A 17964-nucleotide genomic window follows, 5' to 3' on the forward strand; every position below is an offset into this window, starting at 1 on the left:
GTGTGCGCGCCGAACACACCCCGGACAGGGGTGGAGAACCAGCTATCTGCGGCTGGTGAGCGCTCCGGGTGTCTCCCGGGTTGTACTGGTGGTTCGACACCCCCCCACCGAACGGATTGGACCGATTTCCTGGGCGGTTCCTGTCCCCCGTTCCGTAGCGTGGGGGCATGGCCCCCGCACACATCGCGACCACGGACCGGATCCGGGCGATCGACGCCTGGTGGCGCGCCGCGAACTACCTCACGGTCGGACAGATCTACCTGCTCGACAACCCACTGCTGACGCGCCCGATCGACCCTGACGACGTCAAGCCCCGGCTCCTCGGGCACTGGGGCACCTCCCCCGCACTGAACCTCGTGTACGCGCACCTGAACGCGCTCATCACCGAGACCGACCGCGACGTGCTCTACGTCTGCGGCCCCGGGCACGGCGGACCGGCGATGAACGCGAACGCCTGGCTCGAGGGGACCTGGGGCGAGTTGTACCCCGACATCACCCCGGATCCCGACGGCCTGCGGAAGTTCTTCCGGCAGTTCTCGTTCCCCGGCGGGATCCCCTCGCACGCGGCCCCGGAGACGCCGGGCTCGATCAACGAGGGCGGTGAGCTCGGCTACTCCCTCGCCCACGCGTACGGCGCGGCGCTCGACAACCCGGACCTCGTCGTCGCGTGCGTGGTCGGCGACGGCGAGGCCGAGACCGGCCCGCTCTCCGGCTCCTGGCAGGCCCACACGTTCCTCGACCCGGTGTCCGACGGCGCGGTCCTGCCGATCCTCAACCTGAACGGGTGGAAGATCGCGAACCCGACGGTGCTCGCCCGGATCCCGGACGAGGACCTCACCGCGTACTTCCGCGGCCTCGGGTACGAACCGATCGTCGTCGACTCCGCCCGGGTCGGCGACGACCCCTACGCCGTGCACGCCCTGTTCGACGGCGCGCTCCGCCGGGCCCTCGCCGCCATCGACGACGTCCAGGCCGCCGCACGGGCCCAGGCCGAGCGCGCGGCGGCCGGGCAGTCGGCCGGCGCCGCGGACCTCCGCCCACGCTGGCCGATGATCGTGCTCCGCACGCCGAAGGGCTGGACCGGCCCGCAGGAGGTCGACGGCGAGCGCGTCGAGGGCACCTTCCGTGCGCACCAGGTGCCGCTGCCCGCGGTCCGCGAGGACGCCGGACACCGTGAGCAGCTCGAGGAGTGGATGCGCTCCTACCGCCCGGACGAGCTCTTCGACGCGGACGGTCGTCCGATCGGCATCCTCACGACGATCCGTCCCGCGGGCGACCGCCGGATGAGCGCGACGCCGCACGCCAACGGCGGACTCGTCCGTACGGCGCTCGACCGGCCGCCGCTCGAGCCGTACGCGGTGCCGGTCGGCGAGGACGCCAGCGCCACGGTGACGCTCGGACCGTGGCTCGCCGAGCTGACGTCGCGGAACGGTTCGACGTTCCGGCTGTTCGGCCCGGACGAGACGATCTCGAACAAGCTCGACGCGGTCTTCGACGTGACGAGCCGGGTCTGGCGTGCGCGACGCGGTCCCGGCGACGAACACCTCGGCGCCCGCGGCCGCGTCATCGAGGTCCTGTCCGAGCACCTGCTCGAGGGGCTGCTCGAGGGCTACGTCCTGACCGGGCGGCACGGTCTGCTCAACACCTACGAGGCCTTCGCCCACATCATCGACTCGATGGTCGGCCAGTACGCCAAGTGGCTCGAGTCGTCGACCGACATCGACTGGCGCGCACCGGTGTCGAACCTGTCGATCCTGCTGTCGTCGCACGTCTGGCGCCAGGACCACAACGGCTTCTCGCACCAGGACCCCGGGTTCCTCGACGTCGTCGCGTCGAAGCAGCAGGACCTCGTCCGGATCAAGCTGCCGGCGGACGCGAACACCCTGCTCGCCGTCGCCGCGCACGCCTTCGAGACGACGGACCGCATCGAGGTCATCGTCGCCGGCAAGCACCCGGAGCCGGTCTTCCTGTCGCTCGAGGACGCGACCGCGCACGCTGCGGCCGGGCTCGGCGTGTGGGACTGGGCCGGGACCGAGCAGACCGTCGGTCGCACCGACGTCGTGATCGCGAGCGCCGGGGACGTCCCGACGGTCGAGGCGGTCGCGGCAGCCGACATCATCCGCCACCACGCGCCGGAGGTCGGGGTCCGCTTCGTCAACGTCGTCGACCTGCTGTCCCTCGGTGACCCGCGGAAGCACGAGCACCCCGTCAGCGACGAACGCTACGACGAGGTCTTCCTGCCGGGGACGCCCGTGGTGTTCGCGTTCCACGGGTACCCGTCGCTCGTGCACCAGCTGACGTACCGTCGGCACGGGCACGACGACCTGCACGTGCACGGGTTCCTCGAGCAGGGCACGACGACCTCGCCGTTCGACATGCTCATCCGCAACGACATGGACCGCTTCGCGCTGGCGCACGACGCGCTCAGCCGGGTGGACGCGACGGCGCACGCGGACCTGCTCACGACCCTCACCGAGGCCCGTGACGCGGCCCGCGCGTTCGCGTACTCCCGTGGTGAGGACCACCCGTCGGTCGCCGGGTGGCAGTTCGCGGGGTGGCCGCAGGACGAGCCGATCGACGGCGGCACCGGTGGCGACCCGGGTGCGGGCGAGTCCGAGGGGGCCGCCCCCGGCGCCTGACGCACGTCCGTCGTCCTCCACACGGCCTGGAGGCACGACCCGCCTCCACAGGACCGGTCACGCCCGACGCGTGGCCGGTCCTGTGTCGTCAGGGTGGGGCCATGGGCATCGGGGTGGCAGGACTGGTCGGGGCGCTGACCGGCGCCGTGATCGCGGCGATCGGCATCGTCGTGACGGTGGTCGAGGGTCGGCGGACCCGGCGAAATACAGAGTTCTCGGTGCATCGGGACCTGTGGTGGCAGCGTTGGTCGTGGGTCGCCGACCGGGCGCTCTCCGCAGACGTCACGGAGCGCGAACGCGCGGCACTGATGGCCCAGGCGCTGATGACCCGGTCCTGGGTCACCAACGACGACAAGTGGGTTGAAGAGGCGCTCGCGCGCCACGACGAACCGGCCGCACACCGCCAGCCGGACGGAGAGGAGCAGGACGATGATCTCTGACGTGGACGACCGAGAGTTCAAGCGGCGGCTCGACCGCATGGAACGGAACTACCCCTCGCTGCTCGCCGATCCGCACTACGGCCCGCTCCTGCGCGCTGAGGGCGGCCCGGAGCGGCTGGCGGCTGCCCGTCGGGAGTGGCGCGAGCGCGAGGAACGGGCACGTGCGCGCCGGTTGCGGTGGGAGGCGAGCGTCGGCGAGGGATGATCGCGTCCGCCCGCCCGCAGATGCAGCTGCCGAGCTGGTCTCCGGTCCGGCCCTGCGCGTCAGGAACGCCGGGCCGGGACCGGAGGCGGGGCCGCTCTACGACTGCGAAACGCAGACTTCCTTGATGCTCGTGATGTGGCCGTTCGTCGCACCGAACTGGAACGTGAACGTGCGGTACCCGGAGTTGTAGCTGTACGAGCCGCTCTTCGTGACCTCCCGGAGCAGGTTGTTGCCGGCCGTTTCTCGGTCCGGACCGCCGAAGAGCCGCACGGTGCCGGTGCTCTTCCAGTTGATCTGGGCTGTCTTGCTGCCACAGCCGAAGGTGAGCGGCGAACCGTACGGATCAGCCTGCGCGGGCCCGCCGATCACCGTGGTGGTCGCCACCACGGTCGTCGCCATCAGGAGCAGGGCGCCGAGTCGCCTCGCCCGCCCCACCCGCTGCGCTGACCGTCGTGCAGGAACGTTCATCGTGGATCCCCTCATCAGATGTCGCGATCGACCGAGCCCGGCCGACCGGGCGTGGTCCCCTGTGGCCACGTCCGGACGCTAGCACCGACCGCGACGGCCGCTCAGTCCGCTGTTCGGAGGACCCCGACCCGCCGCGTCAGCCCACCCGTCGGCGACGGGCCCCCGTCCTGGCCGCCCACGTGGCAAGGTGGGCGGGTGTCCGACCTCGTCATCGACCCGCCCGAGCAGCCGACGCTGCCGACCTCGACCGGCGGCCGCTTTCCGGTCCGCCGCGTGTACTGCGTCGGGCGGAACTACGCCGCGCACGCCCGCGAGATGGGCCACGACCCGGACCGCGAGCCGCCGTTCTTCTTCACCAAGCCCCCGAGCGCCCTGGTGACGGACGACGGGGACACCCCGTACCCGCCGCAGACCGACCGGCTCGAGCACGAGGTCGAACTCGTCGTCGCCCTCGGAGCGGGTGGCAGCGACGTGCCGGCCGACCGGGCGCTCGAGCTCGTCTGGGGGTACGCGGTCGGGCTGGACCTCACCCGGCGGGACCTGCAGGCCGAGGCCAAGCGGCTCGGTCGGCCGTGGGACCTCGCGAAGGGGTTCGACGCCTCGGCGCCGATCGGCCGGCTCGTCCCCGCGGCGGACGTCGACCCGACGGCGGGCACGGTCACGCTGCACGTCGACGGCGAGCTGCGGCAGTCCGGGGACCTCGCCGACCAGATCTGGTCGGTCGCCGAGACGATCGCCGAACTCTCGCGCTTCATCACCCTCGCTCCGGGCGACCTGCTGCTGACCGGGACCCCGGACGGTGTCGGCCCCCTGGCGCGCGGCGAGCGACTCGAGGGCAGGATCGACGGGGTCGGCTCGGTCACCACGCGCATCGTCTGAGTCGCCGCCCGGCGCGAGGCCGCTGGGAGCCCGTCGAGGTGGACGGCGTACACATGGTGCACGGCGCGTGGGGACCAGTTGCGCCGGGATCACCAGGACACCAGCACAGCGACGGGGCGACGGCGGGTGTCCGGAGCCAGGAGGTGCACCGTGCAGGAACACGACCTGCTCGCGACGGCCGGGACCTGGGCCGGCGACGCTCCCGTCGCCGAACGGGTCCGGGCGGTCGGGGACGCCGGGTTCTCCGGGCTGTCCCTGTCGCTCGACGACCTGCACGAGGTGCGGGCGACCACGGGCTTCGCCGCGCTCCGGCGGGTGCTCGACGGGGCGGGGATCGTCTGGGTCCAGCTCGGCCCCCTCGACCGGTGGTGGTCCTCGCCGCAGCGCTCGACCGACGACGAGGCCGACCGGGGCGTCCTGCTCGAGGCCGCGTCCGCGCTCGGTGCGTGGCAGGTCGTCGCGCGCGCAGACAGCGGTGTCGCGGCGGTGTCGCCCGTCGCCATGGTCGACGACTGGGTGGACCTCGCCGCGCAGGCCGAGAAGGTCGGCGCGCAGCTCCTGCTCGAACCGGAGCCGTGGTCGAACCTGCCGACGCTCGAGCGGGCGGCACGGTTCGTCACGGCCGCGGGCCACCCGAACGGCGCCGTGCTCCTCGACGCGATGCACACCCTCCGCGGCGGCTCGACGCTCGCCTCGATCGCGCAGGGGCTCACCCCGGGGGTCCTCGGTGCCGTGGAGCTGAGCGACGGGCTGCTGCACACGCCGGCCGGCCTGACCCTGGCCGAGGAAGCCCGTTCCGCACGGCACCTGCCCGGTGCCGGGGCGTGGGACCTGCCCGGACTCGTCCGGGTCACCCGCGACCTCGGGCACGACGAACCCTGGGGCGTCGAGGTCCGCACGGACGCACACCGGGCGATGCCCCTGGCCGACGCGCTCCGGACGGCAGCCGCCGCCACCCGCGCCGTGCTCGACGCGGCCGACGCGGTCGGGCAACCGGCGGCTCCGGCGATGCCGTCGACCCCGGCGCCGACCTCGGCCGTCGACTTCGAGCCGTCGTCCGCACCCACCGTCGGCCCCGCGATCGACACGACGACCGGGATGCACCTGCCGCGGCGCGATGCCGACACAGGGGCGCCGGCGTAGCGTCACCGTCATGACGGATCACGCACCAGCAGCAGACGACGACCTCCTCCGCCGGTCGCAGGAGTCCATCGACGAGGCGAAGGCCGCAGCCGCCGAGGTCGACCTGCCCGAGCAGGAGGAACTCATCGACGAGGACCTGCCCGCGTCGGACGACGCCGCCCCGGCGGACGGTCCCGCCCCCGCCGCCTGACGGACGACCGGCACTGACGGACGGACCGCACGGCATCGACGGACCGCCCGGGAGCACCTGCTCCCGGGCGGTCCGTCCGTGTGCGGGACGATGCCGCGGAAAGAACTTCCGATCGGGTGTGACGATCCGGCGACTCGACTCGTCACAGCAGTGTGTTCCGGGACCGTGGGGGTCCCGGCGGTCCGGGATCGTGGGTGACCCGGGCGTAGGACGCACCGCGGCCGGGCATCCCTGAAGTCCCGGTCGCGGTGCCTCGACGGCGGCCCGTGCGTTCCCTGATCCGGCGCACGGGTCGTCTTCTCACGAGTCGGGACCGGCCTCGCGGACGACGTCGTCCGGGTCCTTGTCCGGCCGCCACCCTCGCCACGACGGCTGGCGCAGCCGCCCGTCCGCCGTCCACTCGGCGAACACGACCTCGCCGACCCGGTCGGCGCGGACCCAGTGTGCGTCCCGGGCGTCCGGTCGGGGGACGTCGACGAACGGGGAGGTCTTCCGGGCCCGGGAGCGGAGCACGTCGGCGATCTCGTCGAGGTCGCGGTCGCGGAACCCGGTGCCCACCTTGCCGACGTACTCGAGTCCGTCCGGCCCGGGGACCCCGAGCAGCAGCGAGCCGATCCCGCCCGCGCGACGACCGGCCCCGGGCTTCCAGCCGCCGACGACGACCTCCTGCGCGGCGAGGTGCTTGACCTTCACCCACGACTCGGACCGGCGGCCTTCGGTGTACCGCGAGCGCCGCTTCTTGGCCACGACCCCCTCGAGCCGCAGCCGGGCGGACTCCGCGACGGCCGCGTCGAAGTCCCCGTCGAACGCCGGCGGCACCTCGATCGCACCGCCGGGGTCCACGACCGTCGCCAGGGCGTCCCGGCGGGCGTCGTAGCCGAGCCGGACGAGGTCGTGCCCGTCGGCCTCGAGGACGTCGAAGAGCAGGAAGCGCACGGGCGTGGTCGCCTGCGCCGCGTCGACCTCGCGCTTCCGCGTCAGTCCCATCCGGTCCTGCAGCCGCTGGAACGACGGGCGGCCCGCCTCGTCGAGCGCCACGACCTCGCCGTCGAACACCCCGTCGACCCCGGCCCGGTCGGCGAGCTCCTGGAGTTCGGGGTACTGCGCGGTCAGGTCGTTGCCGTTCCGGCTGCGGAGCGTCACGGCGCCGTCCCGCACGGTGGCGAGTGCCCGGACGCCGTCCCACTTCATCTCGAACACCCACGCGTCGGGGTCGAACGACGGCGTACCCGACACCGGCGACGCGAGCATCGGGCGCCGCTCGGTCGGCGTGGTCGCCGCCGCCCCGTCCGACGCTGCGCCCGAGCCCGAGCCGGTTACCACTGCGACCCGGCCCTCGTCGGGTGTCCGCGACGGCTGCTCCTTCGTCCGGTGGATCAACCAGTTCTTCTCGTCGCCGTCCTTCCCGCGACCGCGGCCACGGGTGTGCAGGAGCGCGAGTCGCCGGTTGCCGTTCGTCCGCCCGTGCAGGGTGACGATGACCTCCTCGCCCTCCCGCCACTTCTCGAGCTCGTAGGTGCCGTCGTCCCAGATCGTGACCGTGCCGGCGCCGTACTCGCCGTGCGGGATCGTGCCCTCGAAGCCGCCGTACTCGAGCGGGTGGTCCTCGGTCTGCACCGCGAGGTGGTTCCTCCCCGGGTCGGTCGGCTCGCCCTTCGGGAGCGCCCAGCTGACGAGCACCCCGTCGTGCTCGAGCCGGAAGTCGTAGTGGTCCCGGGTCGCGTGGTGTTCCTGGACCACGAACGTCGGTGTGCCGTCCTTCCGGACCGTCGGCGCGCCCTCGGGGACCGGTTCCGGCGTCTTCGAGGCGTCCCGTTTCGCGCGGTAGGCGGCGAGGCGGTCGCGACCCGACTGCTCCGCGTCGTTCGCACGCCGGGTCCGGTCGCCGTCCCAGTGACCCGAGTCGGGCCTCCCGACCGACAGCGAGGCGGACGCGACCGGGTGCAGGCGGTCTCCACGCTCCTCCAGGCGGTCGAGCACCTCGTCCAGGGTGAGCTGGGCGAGTCCGCGCGACGTGAGCTCGTCCCAGGTGCGCGGTGCGGCGACCGTCGGCCGGTCCCGGCCGCGCAGCACGTGTCCGAGGTCGCGCACGAGCTCGCGAGGGCGCTCGAGCAGGACCTGCCCGACCTGGTGCTGTCGTCGATGAGCCGCGCGGAGCGCGCCGGCAAGGTCTTCGTCGACTGGTCGCAGAACAACGGCAACAAGACGACGATCGCGCCGTACTCGCTGCGCGGCCGGGACCGGCCGACGGTCGCCGCGTACAGGTGGATGCCCTTCGAGCCGGACGTCACCGGGTACGGGTCGAGGCCCATGCCCTGCAGGAGCTCACGGGCGGCGATCGCGACCTCGACGCACTCGGGCAGGCCGACCCCCTCACCCGGGTCCAGGTCGAGCACGAGCCGGTCCGGGTGCTGCTGGCCACCGCGCGGACCGAACCGCCACTGCGGCACGTGCAGCTCGAGCGCGGCCTGCTGCGCCATCCACACGAGCGTCGGCAGGTCGTCGACGACCGGGTACTCGGTGTCGTGCTCCTTGTGCGCGATGGTGTGGTGCCGGATCCAGTCGGGCGCGGAGTCCGGCAGGTTCTTCTCGAAGAACACCTTGCCGTCGACGCCGCTCGCCCAGCGCTTCCGCGTCACCGGACGGTCCTTGACGTGCGGGATCATCCACGGCGCGACCCGCTCGTAGTAGGCGATCACCTGCCCCTTGGTCGTCCCGCTCTCCGGGTACAGGACCTTGTCGGTGTTGGACAGTGCGATGCGGCGGTCCCCGACCTGGACCGTCGTGCGCCGGGAGACGGGGCTCACAGCGCGACTCCGGTCGCTCCCGCCACCGTGAGGGTGCTGCCGGACGTGTACGACGACTCCGGGCCCGCCAGGTACACGTACGCGCCGCCGAGCTCGACGGGCTGTGCCGGGCGCCCGAACGGGGTGTCCTGCCCGTAGGCCGCGATCTCGTCGCCCGGGTAGCTGATCGGCTGGAGCGGTGTCCACACCGGTCCGGGGACGACCGTGTTCGCGCGGATCCCCCGCGCCGCGAGCTGCCGGGCGAGACCGTTCGTGTACGTGATGATGGCGGACTTCGTCGCGGCGTAGTCGATCATCCGGTCCTGCGGCTGGTACGCCGACACCGAGCTCGTCGTGACGATCGCGCTCCCCGGCGCCATGTGCGGGACGGCCGCGCGGACGAGCCAGAAGAGCGAGTACAGGTTGACCTTCATCGTCCGGTCGAAGTCCTCGGTGGACTGCTGGGTGACGTCCTCGTGCACCTGCTGGTGCCCTGCGACGAGCACCAGGGCGTCCAGCCCGCCGAGCTCGATGACGGCGTCCCGGACCAGCGTGGCGCAGAACTCCTCGTCGGTCAGGTCACCCGGCAGCAGCACGGCCTTCCGCCCGAGGTCACCGATCACGTCCCGGACCTGTTCGAGGTCCTCGCGCTCCTCGGGCAGGGCGTTCAGGGCGACGTCGGCGCCCTCCTTCGCCATCGCGATCGCCGCCGCCCGGCCGATGCCCGAGTCGGCGCCGGTGACGAGCACGCGGTAGCCGGGCATCCGTCCCGTGCCGAGGTAGCTCGTCTCGCCGTGGTCGGGCTGCGGGTCCATCGCGCTCGCCAGCCCGGACCCCTGCTGGGTCTGCGGCGGGAACGGCGGTCGGGGGAACTGCGAACGCGGGTCCTGCTTGTCGAGCTGGCTCATGGGCCCATGGTGCTCGCGCGGGCGGGAACGGGTCTCAGGGCCGATCGGGCGCGCGGCAGGGCGCGGGTCTCAGGGCCGATCGGGCGTGCGGGAGGGCGCAGCGAGCAGGCGTTCCGCTGCAGCGCGGTCGCCCCGGTCCCCCAGGAGCCCGACCGCGGCGATGAGGGCCCACACCAGCACGAGCCCCCAGTTGTCGGTCGACCCGGCCAGCGCGGTGAGCGCCCACAGGACGGCGGCCACGAGCGCGAACCAGCCGCTCACCCGCCGGCGCCCGAGGTCGCTCAGCCACCGCTGCACGCGGGGCCGCCACACCGCGTCGGGGACGTCGGACGGCACGCTGCCGTCCCGGACCCACCGCCGGGTCGTCGCCAGCGCGGCCCGGCCACCCCGTCGGGACCAGTTCCACACCAGCGACGCGGGCAGCACGACCGCGAGGGCGAGGCCGAGCACGACGGCGGCCGTCCACGGCATCGGCCCACGCAGCATCGCGAGGAAGACCGCGGGGACGACCGCGCCCACCACCGCCAGCCCGACCAGCTGCCACCACCCCACGGTGTCGATGCGGTCGTCGTCCACCGTCCGCGCGGCGTCGGTGCGCTGCGTCGTCGTCTGGTCCCCCGTCATGCCCGCGACCCTACGCCCTCGGCCGCCCGTCCACACCTGCCGATCCGCTCGGAACTGAGGACCCGTCCGCACCCCCGCGGGCATCATGTTGCGCATGAGGTCGATCTGGAAGGGCTCCATCGCGTTCGGGCTCGTCAACGTGCCCATCAAGGTGTACGCGGCGACCGAGACCCACGACGTCTCCCTGCACCAGGTCCACGACGAGGACAAGGGCCGGATCCGGTACAAGCGCGTGTGCGAGTTCGGCCACGAGGTCGAGTACGCCGACATCCAGCGCGCCTACGACGACGGCGACAAGACCGTGGTGCTGACCCCGGACGACTTCAAGCAGCTGCCGCAGGAGCAGTCGCACGAGATCGAGGTCCTCGAGTTCGTGCCCGTCGACCAGGTCGACCCGATGATGTTCGAGAAGTCGTACTACCTGGAGCCGGACTCCCGCTCCCCCAAGGCGTACGTGCTGCTCCGGGAGACGCTGGCGAAGACCGACCGTCTCGCGATCGTGCAGTTCACGCTCCGGCAGAAGACCCGGCTCGGCGTGCTCCGTGTGCACGAGGACGTCGTCCTGCTGCAGGGGCTGCTGTGGGGCGACGAGGTCCGGGCCGCGGAGTTCCCGTCGCTCGACGCGTCCGTCAAGGTCAGCGCGAACGAGCTGAAGATGTCGTCCTCGCTCGTCGACAGCATGTCCACCGACTTCGACCCGGATCGCTACACCGACGCCTACCAGGAGGAACTGCAGCAGCTCATCGACGCGAAGCTCGAGGCAGGTGACGACGTCGACACCGCCGACACGTTCGGTGAGCAGGCGTCCTCCGACGACGACGACGAGGGTGGCGACGTCATCGACCTGATGGCCGCCCTGCGGGCGTCCGTCGACAAGAAGCGGTCGGGAGGATCGGGGTCGCGTCCGTCGTCCGGCTCGCGGAAGGCGGACGGCGGGTCCCCGGCGAAGAAGGCGACGGCGACTGCGACGGCGATGGCAGAGAAGGCGCCGGCCACGAAGAAGACCGCCGCGAAGAAGCCGGCGGCGAAGAAGGCCCCCGCGACGAAGAAGGCGCCGGCGGCGAAGAAGCAGGCCAGCTAGCCGTCCCGGCTCGTCCTCCGCAGCGCGAGCGGGATCGAGACCCACAGTGCCGCCGTCCCGACGAACACCACGACCCCGCCGACCACCCCGCCGACGTCCCCGATCACGACGTCGAACACGAACAGCACCGTGCCGGAGAACAGCAGGGCACTCGCCGCGAGCGCCGCGATGAGCAGCGCGTTCCCGGCTCGGACGAGGTCGTGCTTCTGCCGCTGCCGGAACACCAGCCGGTGCGCGGACACAGCGGAGAGCGCCACGACGGTGATGACCACCGCGAGCGCCACCAGCACGAGGTAGACGACCTCCTCGCTCGGACTGAGCATCGTGAACCGCTGCTGGAACGGCAGCGTCAGCAGGAACCCGGCGAGGATCTGCGTCCCCGTCTGCACGATCCGGAGCTCCTGCTGGATGTCCGACCAGTTCCGGTCCCAGCGCTCGGTCGGGGTCTCGTGCCGGCCGCGCTCGGTGTCCGGGGTTCCACCGCTGACGTCGCTCATGCCCAGAACCTACTGCGGCGTCACGAACCCGAAACACGACTCCGCGACACTGTCCACATGACTCCACAAGAGCCTGGGAGCCTGCAGTCGTCATCCGTGACCGCCGGCCCGCCCGTCACCGTGTCCATCACCCGCCTCGTCGAACCCGACCGCATCCCCGACGCCACCGCCTGGGTGCAGTCCGGGGTGAACCTGGCGAACCGCTACCCGGGCTTCCTCGGCTCCGGGTGGGTCCGGTCGCACGCCACGAGCCACGAGTGGCACATGCTCTACCGGTTCGCCGACCACGAGCAGCTCGCCACGTGGGAGAACTCCGACGACCGGCTCCGGTGGCTCGACCGCGGCCGGGACCTCGTCGTGGAGTCCCGGGTCGAGAAGCGGACCGGCATCGAGGGCTGGTTCGATGCCCCGCAGGACGCCCCGGCCTCGAGCGCCCCGCCGCGGTGGAAGCAGGCCGTGAGCATCTGGCTCGGGTTCTTCCCGGTGAACCTGGCGTTCACGTTCCTGGTCGGCTGGCTCGTCCCGGCGTTCGGCTCCCTCGCGGTGCTGCCGCGCGTCCTGATCACGACGCTCGTGCTCACGCCGATCATGACGTTCTGGGTGCTGCCCTTCGTGACGCAGCTCATCCGCCCCTGGCTGCTCGCCCCACCGCGGAGACGTTAAGGACCACCGCGGAGACGTGAAGGAGCGGACTGATCGGTCTTGCACGCTGCTCTGCGGCGGGCGGCTCGTCCCGAGAGCGTGACGATCAGCGTGATGCAGATCACCAGACCCACCATCAGCCAGTCGCGGGCGCTCGCGACTCCCGTGCCGACCCCGAGAGCCACCACGATCCCGAACGCAGCGATCGGGAAACTGGCGGCAACAGCCTTCGGAAGGTGCCGCCCGGCGGCCCATGCGGCCCCGAAGAAGGCGGCGACGCAGAGCGTGATGAGCAGATCGATCATCTGGGATTCCTCTCGAGGGAGATCGGGGTACGGGGATCTCCGACGCGCCGAAGCTGGAGCGCTCGTCGCGCCGACGTCGGCCACACGTGCAGACGACTGGTTCGGCGGCCTCGGACGTTGATGGTCAGAACGCCGTGTCGGCGGCTGATGCCGCACCACCGCGACACGTCCAGTGCGGGGGCACTGATGACCCACGTGGAACGGAAGAGCAATCCTCGATCGGCGACGATCCAGCGGTTCGCGGCTGCCGTCGTGACGATCCGGACCGACCCGACACTGGCGTCGACAGCCCGGAGCAGGAGGGCTGCGGCCGGAGCCGCGAAGATGGCCCATGCGGCCTTGCACTGCATGACGAGCCCCATCCCGACCACGAAGATCCCGATGACCGCCGCCATCGAGGCAACTGCCACGCCGGACCGTGGCCGACTGCTCAGTGTTCGGCGCGGAAGGCCGGTGAGCCTGCAGAGCACGTCGACCCCTGGGACAACCGTACGAGCGGGAGCAGCATGCCACGTGTCACCTGTCCGGTGTCTCCGCGCACCACCGCACGCAGGATTGCGCGTCGGACAGGAGCCATGAGGATCGGACGCCGGAGCTCGAACGCCACGACAGCATCCGGGGCGATCACGCGCCGCTCGCGACTCGCCCACCCCGCACGGAACGCAAGCTCACCGTTCGGGTGGAGCGCGACTGCGAATCCGCGGTACCTGACCCATGCCACGCTGGTCCCGTAGAGGAAGCTGAGCAGAACGACCGCCAGCAATGACGTGCCGAGAGCGCCCCCCTCGACCGCTGCCAGATCACGAACGGACGGCAACACAGCCGACGGGAAGCCGAACATCGCTCGCACCTCGGCAGCAACCGAGTACGCGCTCGGAACGAAGAGCAGGAACGCACCCGAGTAGACCCCGATGAGGAAGAAGTCCGTCGGCGCGAGTATCGGCGTGATCACGCCTGAAGTCGCAGATGGCGACGCAGTCGCTTCGAGCGCGGACGGCGAACGCACACCGGGCGCAGCCAGGCTCCCGGGAAGCGCTGCATGCAACCGGACCAGTCTGGCTGCCTCGGTCACGCTCGTTCCAGGAATCGTTTCGGACGCGACTTCCGCGGCGTCGAGGACGACGCGGACATCAGCGACGCTGAGCATCCGCTGCAGGAGGGTCTGGGTGACGGTGATCGTGACGATCGACTCCCAGCCGAAACGTTTCTCCTCTCGGCCGACGATCCCCCGGACGACGAAGAGACCCCGCGCGTCGGCGGAGTACCGGACGGCGGCGACGTCGTAGAAGATCTCGAAAGCACGGGTGTAGACGTAGTACCCGCCGACCACCATGAGCAGGATGCGCCACCCACTCGGCAGCACGGCATACAGCGCGGCCCCGAGTCCGGCGACCACCCACGCGGACCGCAGGACGTGGAGCGTCCTGATGACGAGCAACCGGGGGTGCGGACGCCTGAGGGTCTCCTGCTCACGCATGGCTTCCGAGCTCCATCATCCGTTCGACGTCGGGCACGGACATCGGGAGGAGAACGACTTCTCGTGCCGGTGTGAAGAGCACGCACTTCGCGACGCCGAGGCGCCTGAGCAGCGGCCCTTCTTGCCGACGCACCACCGTGATCTTCGAGCGCGGCACGTGGTCGATCGAACGGAACAGTGCGCCGCGATGGATCAGGACGCCCGTCGACACGATCTCGACACGGAAGTTCCGGATCGCGAGCGGCACGAGGAAGAGGGACTCGACCGCAGCACTGAGCAGAGCGACCACCGTGACGGCGAAGCATGCGGTCACCCAGGGCTCATCGACGTTCACGGCAACAGCAGCAGTCAGCGCCGCCACCAGCGCTCCTCCGGAGCAGGCTTCGATCCGCCCGATGAGTGCGGCGGGCGAGGCGGCCGCACCCATCGACGAGCGCGACGCCGGCCAGCCCGCAGATTCGTCACTTGCGCCTGGCGCTGGCTGCACGGTACTTCGCTTCCAAGGTCTGAGCGTCCCGCATGAGGTGGGTCAGTACTGCTCCTGCAGCGGCTGCCACGGTGAAGACCTGAGCCGGTGAGAGACCGTGAACGGTCATCTCGCCATCGAGCCCGACACGGACCGTCGCTCCCGAAGCCTCCATCCGTCGACGCAGCTCCTCCGCTCCACTGCTCGCGCGGACGCGCACACCGGCATCGGGCGGAGCTGCTCCGGTTCCCAGAGCCGTCACAGCACCGTCCGAGAGGAGCACGACGCGATGCGCGATCCTCCCCATCTCGGCCATCAGGTGCGACGACAGCAGGACCGATCCTCCGGAGCGCGCGAAGTCCGTCAGGAGCTCGCGCATCCAGAGCACTCCTTCCGGGTCCAAGCCGTTCAACGGCTCGTCCAACACCAAGACGTCCGGCTCATCGACGAGGGCCAGCGCGAGCGCGAGCCGTTGACGCATGCCGAGCGACAGATGCTTGACCCGGCGGCGTCCTGCGCCAGACAGACCGACGCGCTCCAACGCGTCGCGTACCGCCCCTGTCTGCGATCGCGGTTCCGCGTACCGGAACGCGATCGCCAGGTGCTGGTGACACGTGAGTCGGTCGTCGAGCCACGCGGGGTCGAGAAGTGCCCCGACGCGAAGGGTTCTGCCGCCGTCGTCGGTGCACAGCTCGACGGACCCAGCGTGCGGTCGGTCGATGCCAGCGACGATCCGGAGCAGCGTGCTCTTTCCGGACCCGTTCGCACCCAGTAGCCCGAGCACCTCCCCTCGACGGAGTACGAGGTCGACGTCTACGAGCACGCGGTTCCTCCCGAAGGCCCGTTGGATGCCGTCGAGCCGGATGGCGTCGCTCATCGGATCCTCCAACCGAAGACACGCAGGATCCCCACGACGAGCAGGACGCCGTCAACCGCAGCGAACCGCGCGCCCGCACCCACACCCGATGCAACGGAGGACTCGAGCATCGCGGCCGTGAGCGTGACCGGTGCGAACTGCAGGAGCGCACCGCTCAGCGCCGGCGCCCAGATACCGGCGACGGCAACGACCAACGGCAGCGCCCACACGACAGCGAGGTACGCGAAGACCGCCGTCACGATCGAGCGCATGATCATCCCGATCGCGGCTCCGAGCAGCGCGAACAGGACGTGGAGTACCGGGAGGACGAGCCAGCTAGTCGTGGAGCTCGCCGCGGCCGATCCGCTGACCACGATGGCGAGCGGTACGACGAGCGCGACCGCGCCGGTGCCGGTGAGGAGAGCCGCGATGACGAGCACCACGGTCTTCGCGCCGAAGACGACCGCCCGGTTGTTCAGCTGCAGCAGAGTGAGGGCGAACTGCCGTGAGGACAGGTCGGCGGAGGTGAACAACGATGCCCCCAGCCCGATGAAGAACGGGCTGATCTCCGCACCCGAGACAGCCGCGGCGACGATGTCCGCCGTCGCCGCCCCCGATGGGAGTGCAACGAGCTGCGCAGCCCCCAACGAGACTGCGCTCAACAGCGCGATGGCGAGGAGCACTCGTTGCGATCGAAGGCTGCGCATGCGGAGTCCTTCGCCTTGCAGGGCTCGCGACCACGGCGACCGTCGCCCTCGGCGGAGTCGGCCAGGACTCGCCGTCATGACCTGGCCCTCCGAGCTTGCGATCCCAGCAGCCCGAGCGGGCAGCCCCGTACGTGTCGACACAGGTCGTGCATGATCGTCCTCCCCTTCGGAAGACAACCTAATGCCCGTGTCAGATGTAACATGAATCACGCTTGCAATTGATATCTTGTACTTGACTTCGTGTTGTGGCCGCGGCACGGTCAGGTCCACCGCAACGACTGCGGCCGGAACACCGAGTGCACGCGGAACTCCGGATCGATCACGAATTGAACGAAGGGGGCACCGCCATGGCTGTGTTCCCAAGGATCCTCCAGCTGCTGGCCAAGTACGGAGCACGCGCCGTCGAATGGGCGAAGGCGCATGTCCAGCAGATCCTGAACTGGATCAACGCCGGCCAGGCGATCGACTGGATCGTCGCGAAGATCAAGCAGATCCTCGGTATCAGGTAGTCGAGACAGCACGCACTCAGCGCCTGCGTCCCAACCGGTGGGGCGCAGGTGCTGAGAGCGTGCACGACTCCTGAGGAACCGCGACCGGCGAGGACCTGCCGGAGAGCTCGCGGGCCTCCGAACAGGGATCGCGTCGCGCTCAGCTCAGCCGAGCACCGACAGCTGGTCGAGCCGCTCCAGGATCACGCCCTCGCGGAGCGCCCACGGGCAGATCTCGAGCGCCGGCAGGTCGAAGATGTCCAGGCACGCCTCGGCGACGAGCGCTCCCGGGACGACCTGGTGGGCGCGGCTCGGCGAGACCCCCGGCAGCGCGGCGAGCTCGGTCACCGACTTGGTCAGGAGCGACGGCAGCAGCCGCCGCAGCTCGGCGCCGTCGAGCGCCCGTGGCACGAGCGGCCCGTCCCCGGACGGTGCGGCCCCGCAGATCCGGGCGATCGAGCGGAAGGTCTTCGACGTCGCGACGGCACGGTCCGGCCGCCCGGCGCGCAGCAACAACCCCGCGTCGCGGGCGATCGCGACGCGGATCTCGTGTCGGATGCGGCGGACGTCGTCGTCGCTCGGGGTCCCGTCCGCGAAGTACGAGCGGGCCAGGCGAGCGGCCCCGATCGGCATCGACCACGCGACGTCGGGTGCCTCGTCCGCGCCGCCGGCGATCTCGAGCGAGCCCCCGCCGATGTCGAAGACCGCGAGGCGTCCGGCGGACCAGCCGAACCACCGCCGGACGGCCAGGAACGTGAGCCGCGCCTCGTCCTCGCCGGACAGCACCGCGAGCTCGACGCCGGTCTCCCGTTCGACGTGTGCGAGCACCGCGTCGGAGTTCACGGCGTCGCGGACGGCCGAGGTCGCGAACGCGAGCATGTCCTCGCACCCGCGGTCCTCGGCGACGCGGACGGACGCGGCGACGAAGGCGGTGAGGGCGGCGATCCCCTCCGGGGTCACCGCGCCGGACTCGTCGAGGTGCTCGGCCAGGCGCAGCGGCTGCTTGTACGACGACGCGGGCAGCGGCGCCGCCCCGCCGTGGGCGTCCACCACGAGCAGGTGGCCGGTGTTGGACCCGATGTCGAGGACTCCCACGCGCATGCCACCACGCTAGCGGCGTCGGTGGTCCCGCAAGACGCAACCGTGGCGGTTTCGCGCCTGTC

The 17964-nt window shown here is 71.3% G+C and carries 20 protein-coding genes and 2 pseudogenes; 10 read left to right on the plus strand and 12 right to left on the minus strand.

The window, feature by feature from the left end; all coding sequences use genetic code 11:
- The first annotated feature begins 167 nt into the window (after positions 1-167).
- The 3 genes from HUN59_RS17375 (at position 168) to HUN59_RS17385 (ending at position 3284) form a co-directional block, all read left to right on the plus strand.
- A complete protein-coding gene (locus HUN59_RS17375) occupies positions 168-2639 on the plus strand; it encodes a phosphoketolase family protein (protein ID WP_174779080.1) in 2472 nt (823 codons plus the stop codon).
- Between the two features lie 101 nt (positions 2640-2740).
- Positions 2741-3079: a hypothetical protein gene (locus HUN59_RS17380; RefSeq protein WP_174779081.1), complete on the plus strand. Its 339-nt coding sequence runs from the start codon at positions 2741-2743 to the stop codon at positions 3077-3079.
- Positions 3069-3284, plus strand: coding sequence for a hypothetical protein (locus tag HUN59_RS17385; RefSeq protein WP_174779082.1), 216 nt, complete (start codon positions 3069-3071; stop codon positions 3282-3284). Before HUN59_RS17380 ends, HUN59_RS17385 begins: the two co-directional genes overlap by 11 nt.
- A 96-nt stretch (positions 3285-3380) precedes the next feature.
- Here HUN59_RS17385 and HUN59_RS17390 read toward each other — a convergent pair whose 3' ends face one another.
- Positions 3381-3752: a hypothetical protein gene (locus tag HUN59_RS17390; protein ID WP_141859951.1), complete on the minus strand. Its 372-nt coding sequence runs from the start codon at positions 3750-3752 to the stop codon at positions 3381-3383.
- Between the two features lie 195 nt (positions 3753-3947).
- On the opposite strand from HUN59_RS17390, the gene HUN59_RS17395 reads away from it, so the two are divergent.
- From HUN59_RS17395 to HUN59_RS17405, 3 genes are all read left to right on the plus strand, one after another.
- The gene (locus tag HUN59_RS17395) at positions 3948-4631 is read left to right on the plus strand and encodes a fumarylacetoacetate hydrolase family protein (RefSeq protein ID WP_217483578.1); all 684 of its coding nucleotides are present in this window, start codon (positions 3948-3950) and stop codon (positions 4629-4631) included.
- A gap of 150 nt (positions 4632-4781) precedes the next feature.
- Positions 4782-5774, plus strand: coding sequence for a sugar phosphate isomerase/epimerase family protein (locus HUN59_RS17400; RefSeq protein WP_174779084.1), 993 nt, complete (start codon positions 4782-4784; stop codon positions 5772-5774).
- A gap of 10 nt (positions 5775-5784) precedes the next feature.
- Complete coding sequence (locus HUN59_RS17405) at positions 5785-5964, plus strand: hypothetical protein (protein WP_174779085.1); 180 nt, start codon at positions 5785-5787, stop codon at positions 5962-5964.
- 300 nt (positions 5965-6264) lie between these two features.
- Here the strand turns inward: HUN59_RS17405 and ligD (HUN59_RS17410) are convergent, their stop codons facing one another.
- Positions 6265-8055 carry a non-homologous end-joining DNA ligase gene (gene ligD, locus HUN59_RS17410; RefSeq protein WP_368076182.1) on the minus strand — a complete coding sequence of 597 codons (1791 nt, stop codon included), beginning with the start codon at positions 8053-8055 and terminating at the stop codon, positions 6265-6267.
- On the opposite strand from ligD (HUN59_RS17410), the pseudogene ligD (HUN59_RS20155) reads away from it, so the two are divergent.
- Positions 8038-8163 (plus strand): annotated as a pseudogene (gene ligD / locus HUN59_RS20155) (non-homologous end-joining DNA ligase LigD); the annotation flags it as partial. The gene ligD (HUN59_RS17410) and the pseudogene ligD (HUN59_RS20155) sit on opposite strands and share 18 nt — an antisense overlap.
- Before the next feature lie 101 nt (positions 8164-8264).
- Here the strand turns inward: ligD (HUN59_RS20155) and ligD (HUN59_RS19850) are convergent.
- The 3 genes and pseudogenes from ligD (HUN59_RS19850) to HUN59_RS17420 form a co-directional block, all read right to left on the minus strand.
- A pseudogene (gene ligD, locus HUN59_RS19850) lies at positions 8265-8630 on the minus strand (non-homologous end-joining DNA ligase LigD); the annotation flags it as partial.
- A gap of 137 nt (positions 8631-8767) precedes the next feature.
- A complete protein-coding gene (locus HUN59_RS17415) occupies positions 8768-9658 on the minus strand; it encodes an SDR family oxidoreductase (RefSeq protein ID WP_174779086.1) in 891 nt (296 codons plus the stop codon).
- 69 nt (positions 9659-9727) lie between these two features.
- A complete protein-coding gene (locus tag HUN59_RS17420; protein ID WP_174779087.1) occupies positions 9728-10282 on the minus strand; it encodes a hypothetical protein in 555 nt (184 codons plus the stop codon).
- A gap of 94 nt (positions 10283-10376) precedes the next feature.
- On the opposite strand from HUN59_RS17420, the gene ku reads away from it, so the two are divergent.
- Entirely contained in the window at positions 10377-11363 is a 987-nt protein-coding gene (gene ku, locus HUN59_RS17425) for a non-homologous end joining protein Ku (protein ID WP_174779088.1), read from the plus strand.
- Here ku and HUN59_RS17430 read toward each other — a convergent pair.
- Positions 11360-11860 carry a DUF6328 family protein gene (locus HUN59_RS17430; protein ID WP_144805403.1) on the minus strand — a complete coding sequence of 167 codons (501 nt, stop codon included), beginning with the start codon at positions 11858-11860 and terminating at the stop codon, positions 11360-11362. The genes ku and HUN59_RS17430 overlap by 4 nt on opposite strands.
- 57 nt (positions 11861-11917) lie before the next feature.
- Here HUN59_RS17430 and HUN59_RS17435 point away from each other — a divergent pair, with 57 nt between their 5' ends.
- A complete protein-coding gene (locus HUN59_RS17435) occupies positions 11918-12523 on the plus strand; it encodes an antibiotic biosynthesis monooxygenase (protein ID WP_174779089.1) in 606 nt (201 codons plus the stop codon).
- On the opposite strand, the gene HUN59_RS17440 is transcribed toward HUN59_RS17435, so the two are convergent.
- From HUN59_RS17440 to HUN59_RS17460, 5 genes are all read right to left on the minus strand, one after another.
- Positions 12520-12807 (minus strand): hypothetical protein, encoded by a 288-nt coding sequence (locus HUN59_RS17440; RefSeq protein ID WP_174779090.1) that lies wholly within the window; start codon positions 12805-12807, stop codon positions 12520-12522. The genes HUN59_RS17435 and HUN59_RS17440 overlap by 4 nt on opposite strands.
- Positions 12808-13237: 430 nt before the next feature.
- On the minus strand, positions 13238-14284 hold the full coding sequence (locus HUN59_RS17445) for a PH domain-containing protein (protein ID WP_174779091.1): 1047 nt from the start codon (positions 14282-14284) through the stop codon (positions 13238-13240).
- Positions 14277-14771: a PH domain-containing protein gene (locus tag HUN59_RS17450; protein WP_217483579.1), complete on the minus strand. Its 495-nt coding sequence runs from the start codon at positions 14769-14771 to the stop codon at positions 14277-14279. The genes HUN59_RS17445 and HUN59_RS17450 overlap by 8 nt, the downstream gene beginning before the upstream one ends.
- The gene (locus HUN59_RS17455; protein ID WP_174779093.1) at positions 14746-15627 is read right to left on the minus strand and encodes an ABC transporter ATP-binding protein; all 882 of its coding nucleotides are present in this window, start codon (positions 15625-15627) and stop codon (positions 14746-14748) included. The genes HUN59_RS17450 and HUN59_RS17455 overlap by 26 nt, the downstream gene beginning before the upstream one ends.
- Positions 15624-16313, minus strand: a complete 690-nt coding sequence (locus HUN59_RS17460) for a hypothetical protein (protein WP_174779094.1) — start codon at positions 16311-16313, stop codon at positions 15624-15626. Before HUN59_RS17460 ends, HUN59_RS17455 begins: the two co-directional genes overlap by 4 nt.
- A gap of 347 nt (positions 16314-16660) precedes the next feature.
- Here HUN59_RS17460 and HUN59_RS17465 point away from each other — a divergent pair, with 347 nt between their 5' ends.
- Positions 16661-16822, plus strand: coding sequence for an aureocin A53 family class IId bacteriocin (locus HUN59_RS17465; protein ID WP_174779547.1), 162 nt, complete (start codon positions 16661-16663; stop codon positions 16820-16822).
- A gap of 144 nt (positions 16823-16966) precedes the next feature.
- Here HUN59_RS17465 and HUN59_RS17470 read toward each other — a convergent pair whose 3' ends face one another.
- Positions 16967-17902, minus strand: a complete 936-nt coding sequence (locus HUN59_RS17470; RefSeq protein ID WP_058741833.1) for a Ppx/GppA phosphatase family protein — start codon at positions 17900-17902, stop codon at positions 16967-16969.
- Positions 17903-17964: the final 62 nt, after the last annotated feature.

The organism is Curtobacterium sp. Csp2 (genome assembly GCF_013347165.1).

What these genes read in the sequence shown, in the direction of transcription:
- HUN59_RS17445 (WP_174779091.1), bottom strand. Translation starts at nt 14,284, where the DNA reads ATGCGTGAGCAGGAGACCCTCAGGCGTCCGCACCCCCGGTTGCTCGTC.
- HUN59_RS17440 (WP_174779090.1), bottom strand. Translation starts at nt 12,807, where the DNA reads ATGATCGATCTGCTCATCACGCTCTGCGTCGCCGCCTTCTTCGGGGCC.
- HUN59_RS17405 (WP_174779085.1), top strand. Translation starts at nt 5,785, where the DNA reads ATGACGGATCACGCACCAGCAGCAGACGACGACCTCCTCCGCCGGTCG.
- HUN59_RS17455 (WP_174779093.1), bottom strand. Translation starts at nt 15,627, where the DNA reads ATGAGCGACGCCATCCGGCTCGACGGCATCCAACGGGCCTTCGGGAGG.
- HUN59_RS17420 (WP_174779087.1), bottom strand. Translation starts at nt 10,282, where the DNA reads ATGACGGGGGACCAGACGACGACGCAGCGCACCGACGCCGCGCGGACG.
- HUN59_RS17375 (WP_174779080.1), top strand. Translation starts at nt 168, where the DNA reads ATGGCCCCCGCACACATCGCGACCACGGACCGGATCCGGGCGATCGAC.
- HUN59_RS17470 (WP_058741833.1), bottom strand. Translation starts at nt 17,902, where the DNA reads ATGCGCGTGGGAGTCCTCGACATCGGGTCCAACACCGGCCACCTGCTC.
- HUN59_RS17390 (WP_141859951.1), bottom strand. Translation starts at nt 3,752, where the DNA reads ATGAACGTTCCTGCACGACGGTCAGCGCAGCGGGTGGGGCGGGCGAGG.
- HUN59_RS17385 (WP_174779082.1), top strand. Translation starts at nt 3,069, where the DNA reads ATGATCTCTGACGTGGACGACCGAGAGTTCAAGCGGCGGCTCGACCGC.
- HUN59_RS17460 (WP_174779094.1), bottom strand. Translation starts at nt 16,313, where the DNA reads ATGCGCAGCCTTCGATCGCAACGAGTGCTCCTCGCCATCGCGCTGTTG.
- ku (WP_174779088.1), top strand. Translation starts at nt 10,377, where the DNA reads ATGAGGTCGATCTGGAAGGGCTCCATCGCGTTCGGGCTCGTCAACGTG.
- HUN59_RS17415 (WP_174779086.1), bottom strand. Translation starts at nt 9,658, where the DNA reads ATGAGCCAGCTCGACAAGCAGGACCCGCGTTCGCAGTTCCCCCGACCG.
- HUN59_RS17380 (WP_174779081.1), top strand. Translation starts at nt 2,741, where the DNA reads ATGGGCATCGGGGTGGCAGGACTGGTCGGGGCGCTGACCGGCGCCGTG.
- HUN59_RS17435 (WP_174779089.1), top strand. Translation starts at nt 11,918, where the DNA reads ATGACTCCACAAGAGCCTGGGAGCCTGCAGTCGTCATCCGTGACCGCC.
- HUN59_RS17430 (WP_144805403.1), bottom strand. Translation starts at nt 11,860, where the DNA reads ATGAGCGACGTCAGCGGTGGAACCCCGGACACCGAGCGCGGCCGGCAC.
- HUN59_RS17465 (WP_174779547.1), top strand. Translation starts at nt 16,661, where the DNA reads ATGGCTGTGTTCCCAAGGATCCTCCAGCTGCTGGCCAAGTACGGAGCA.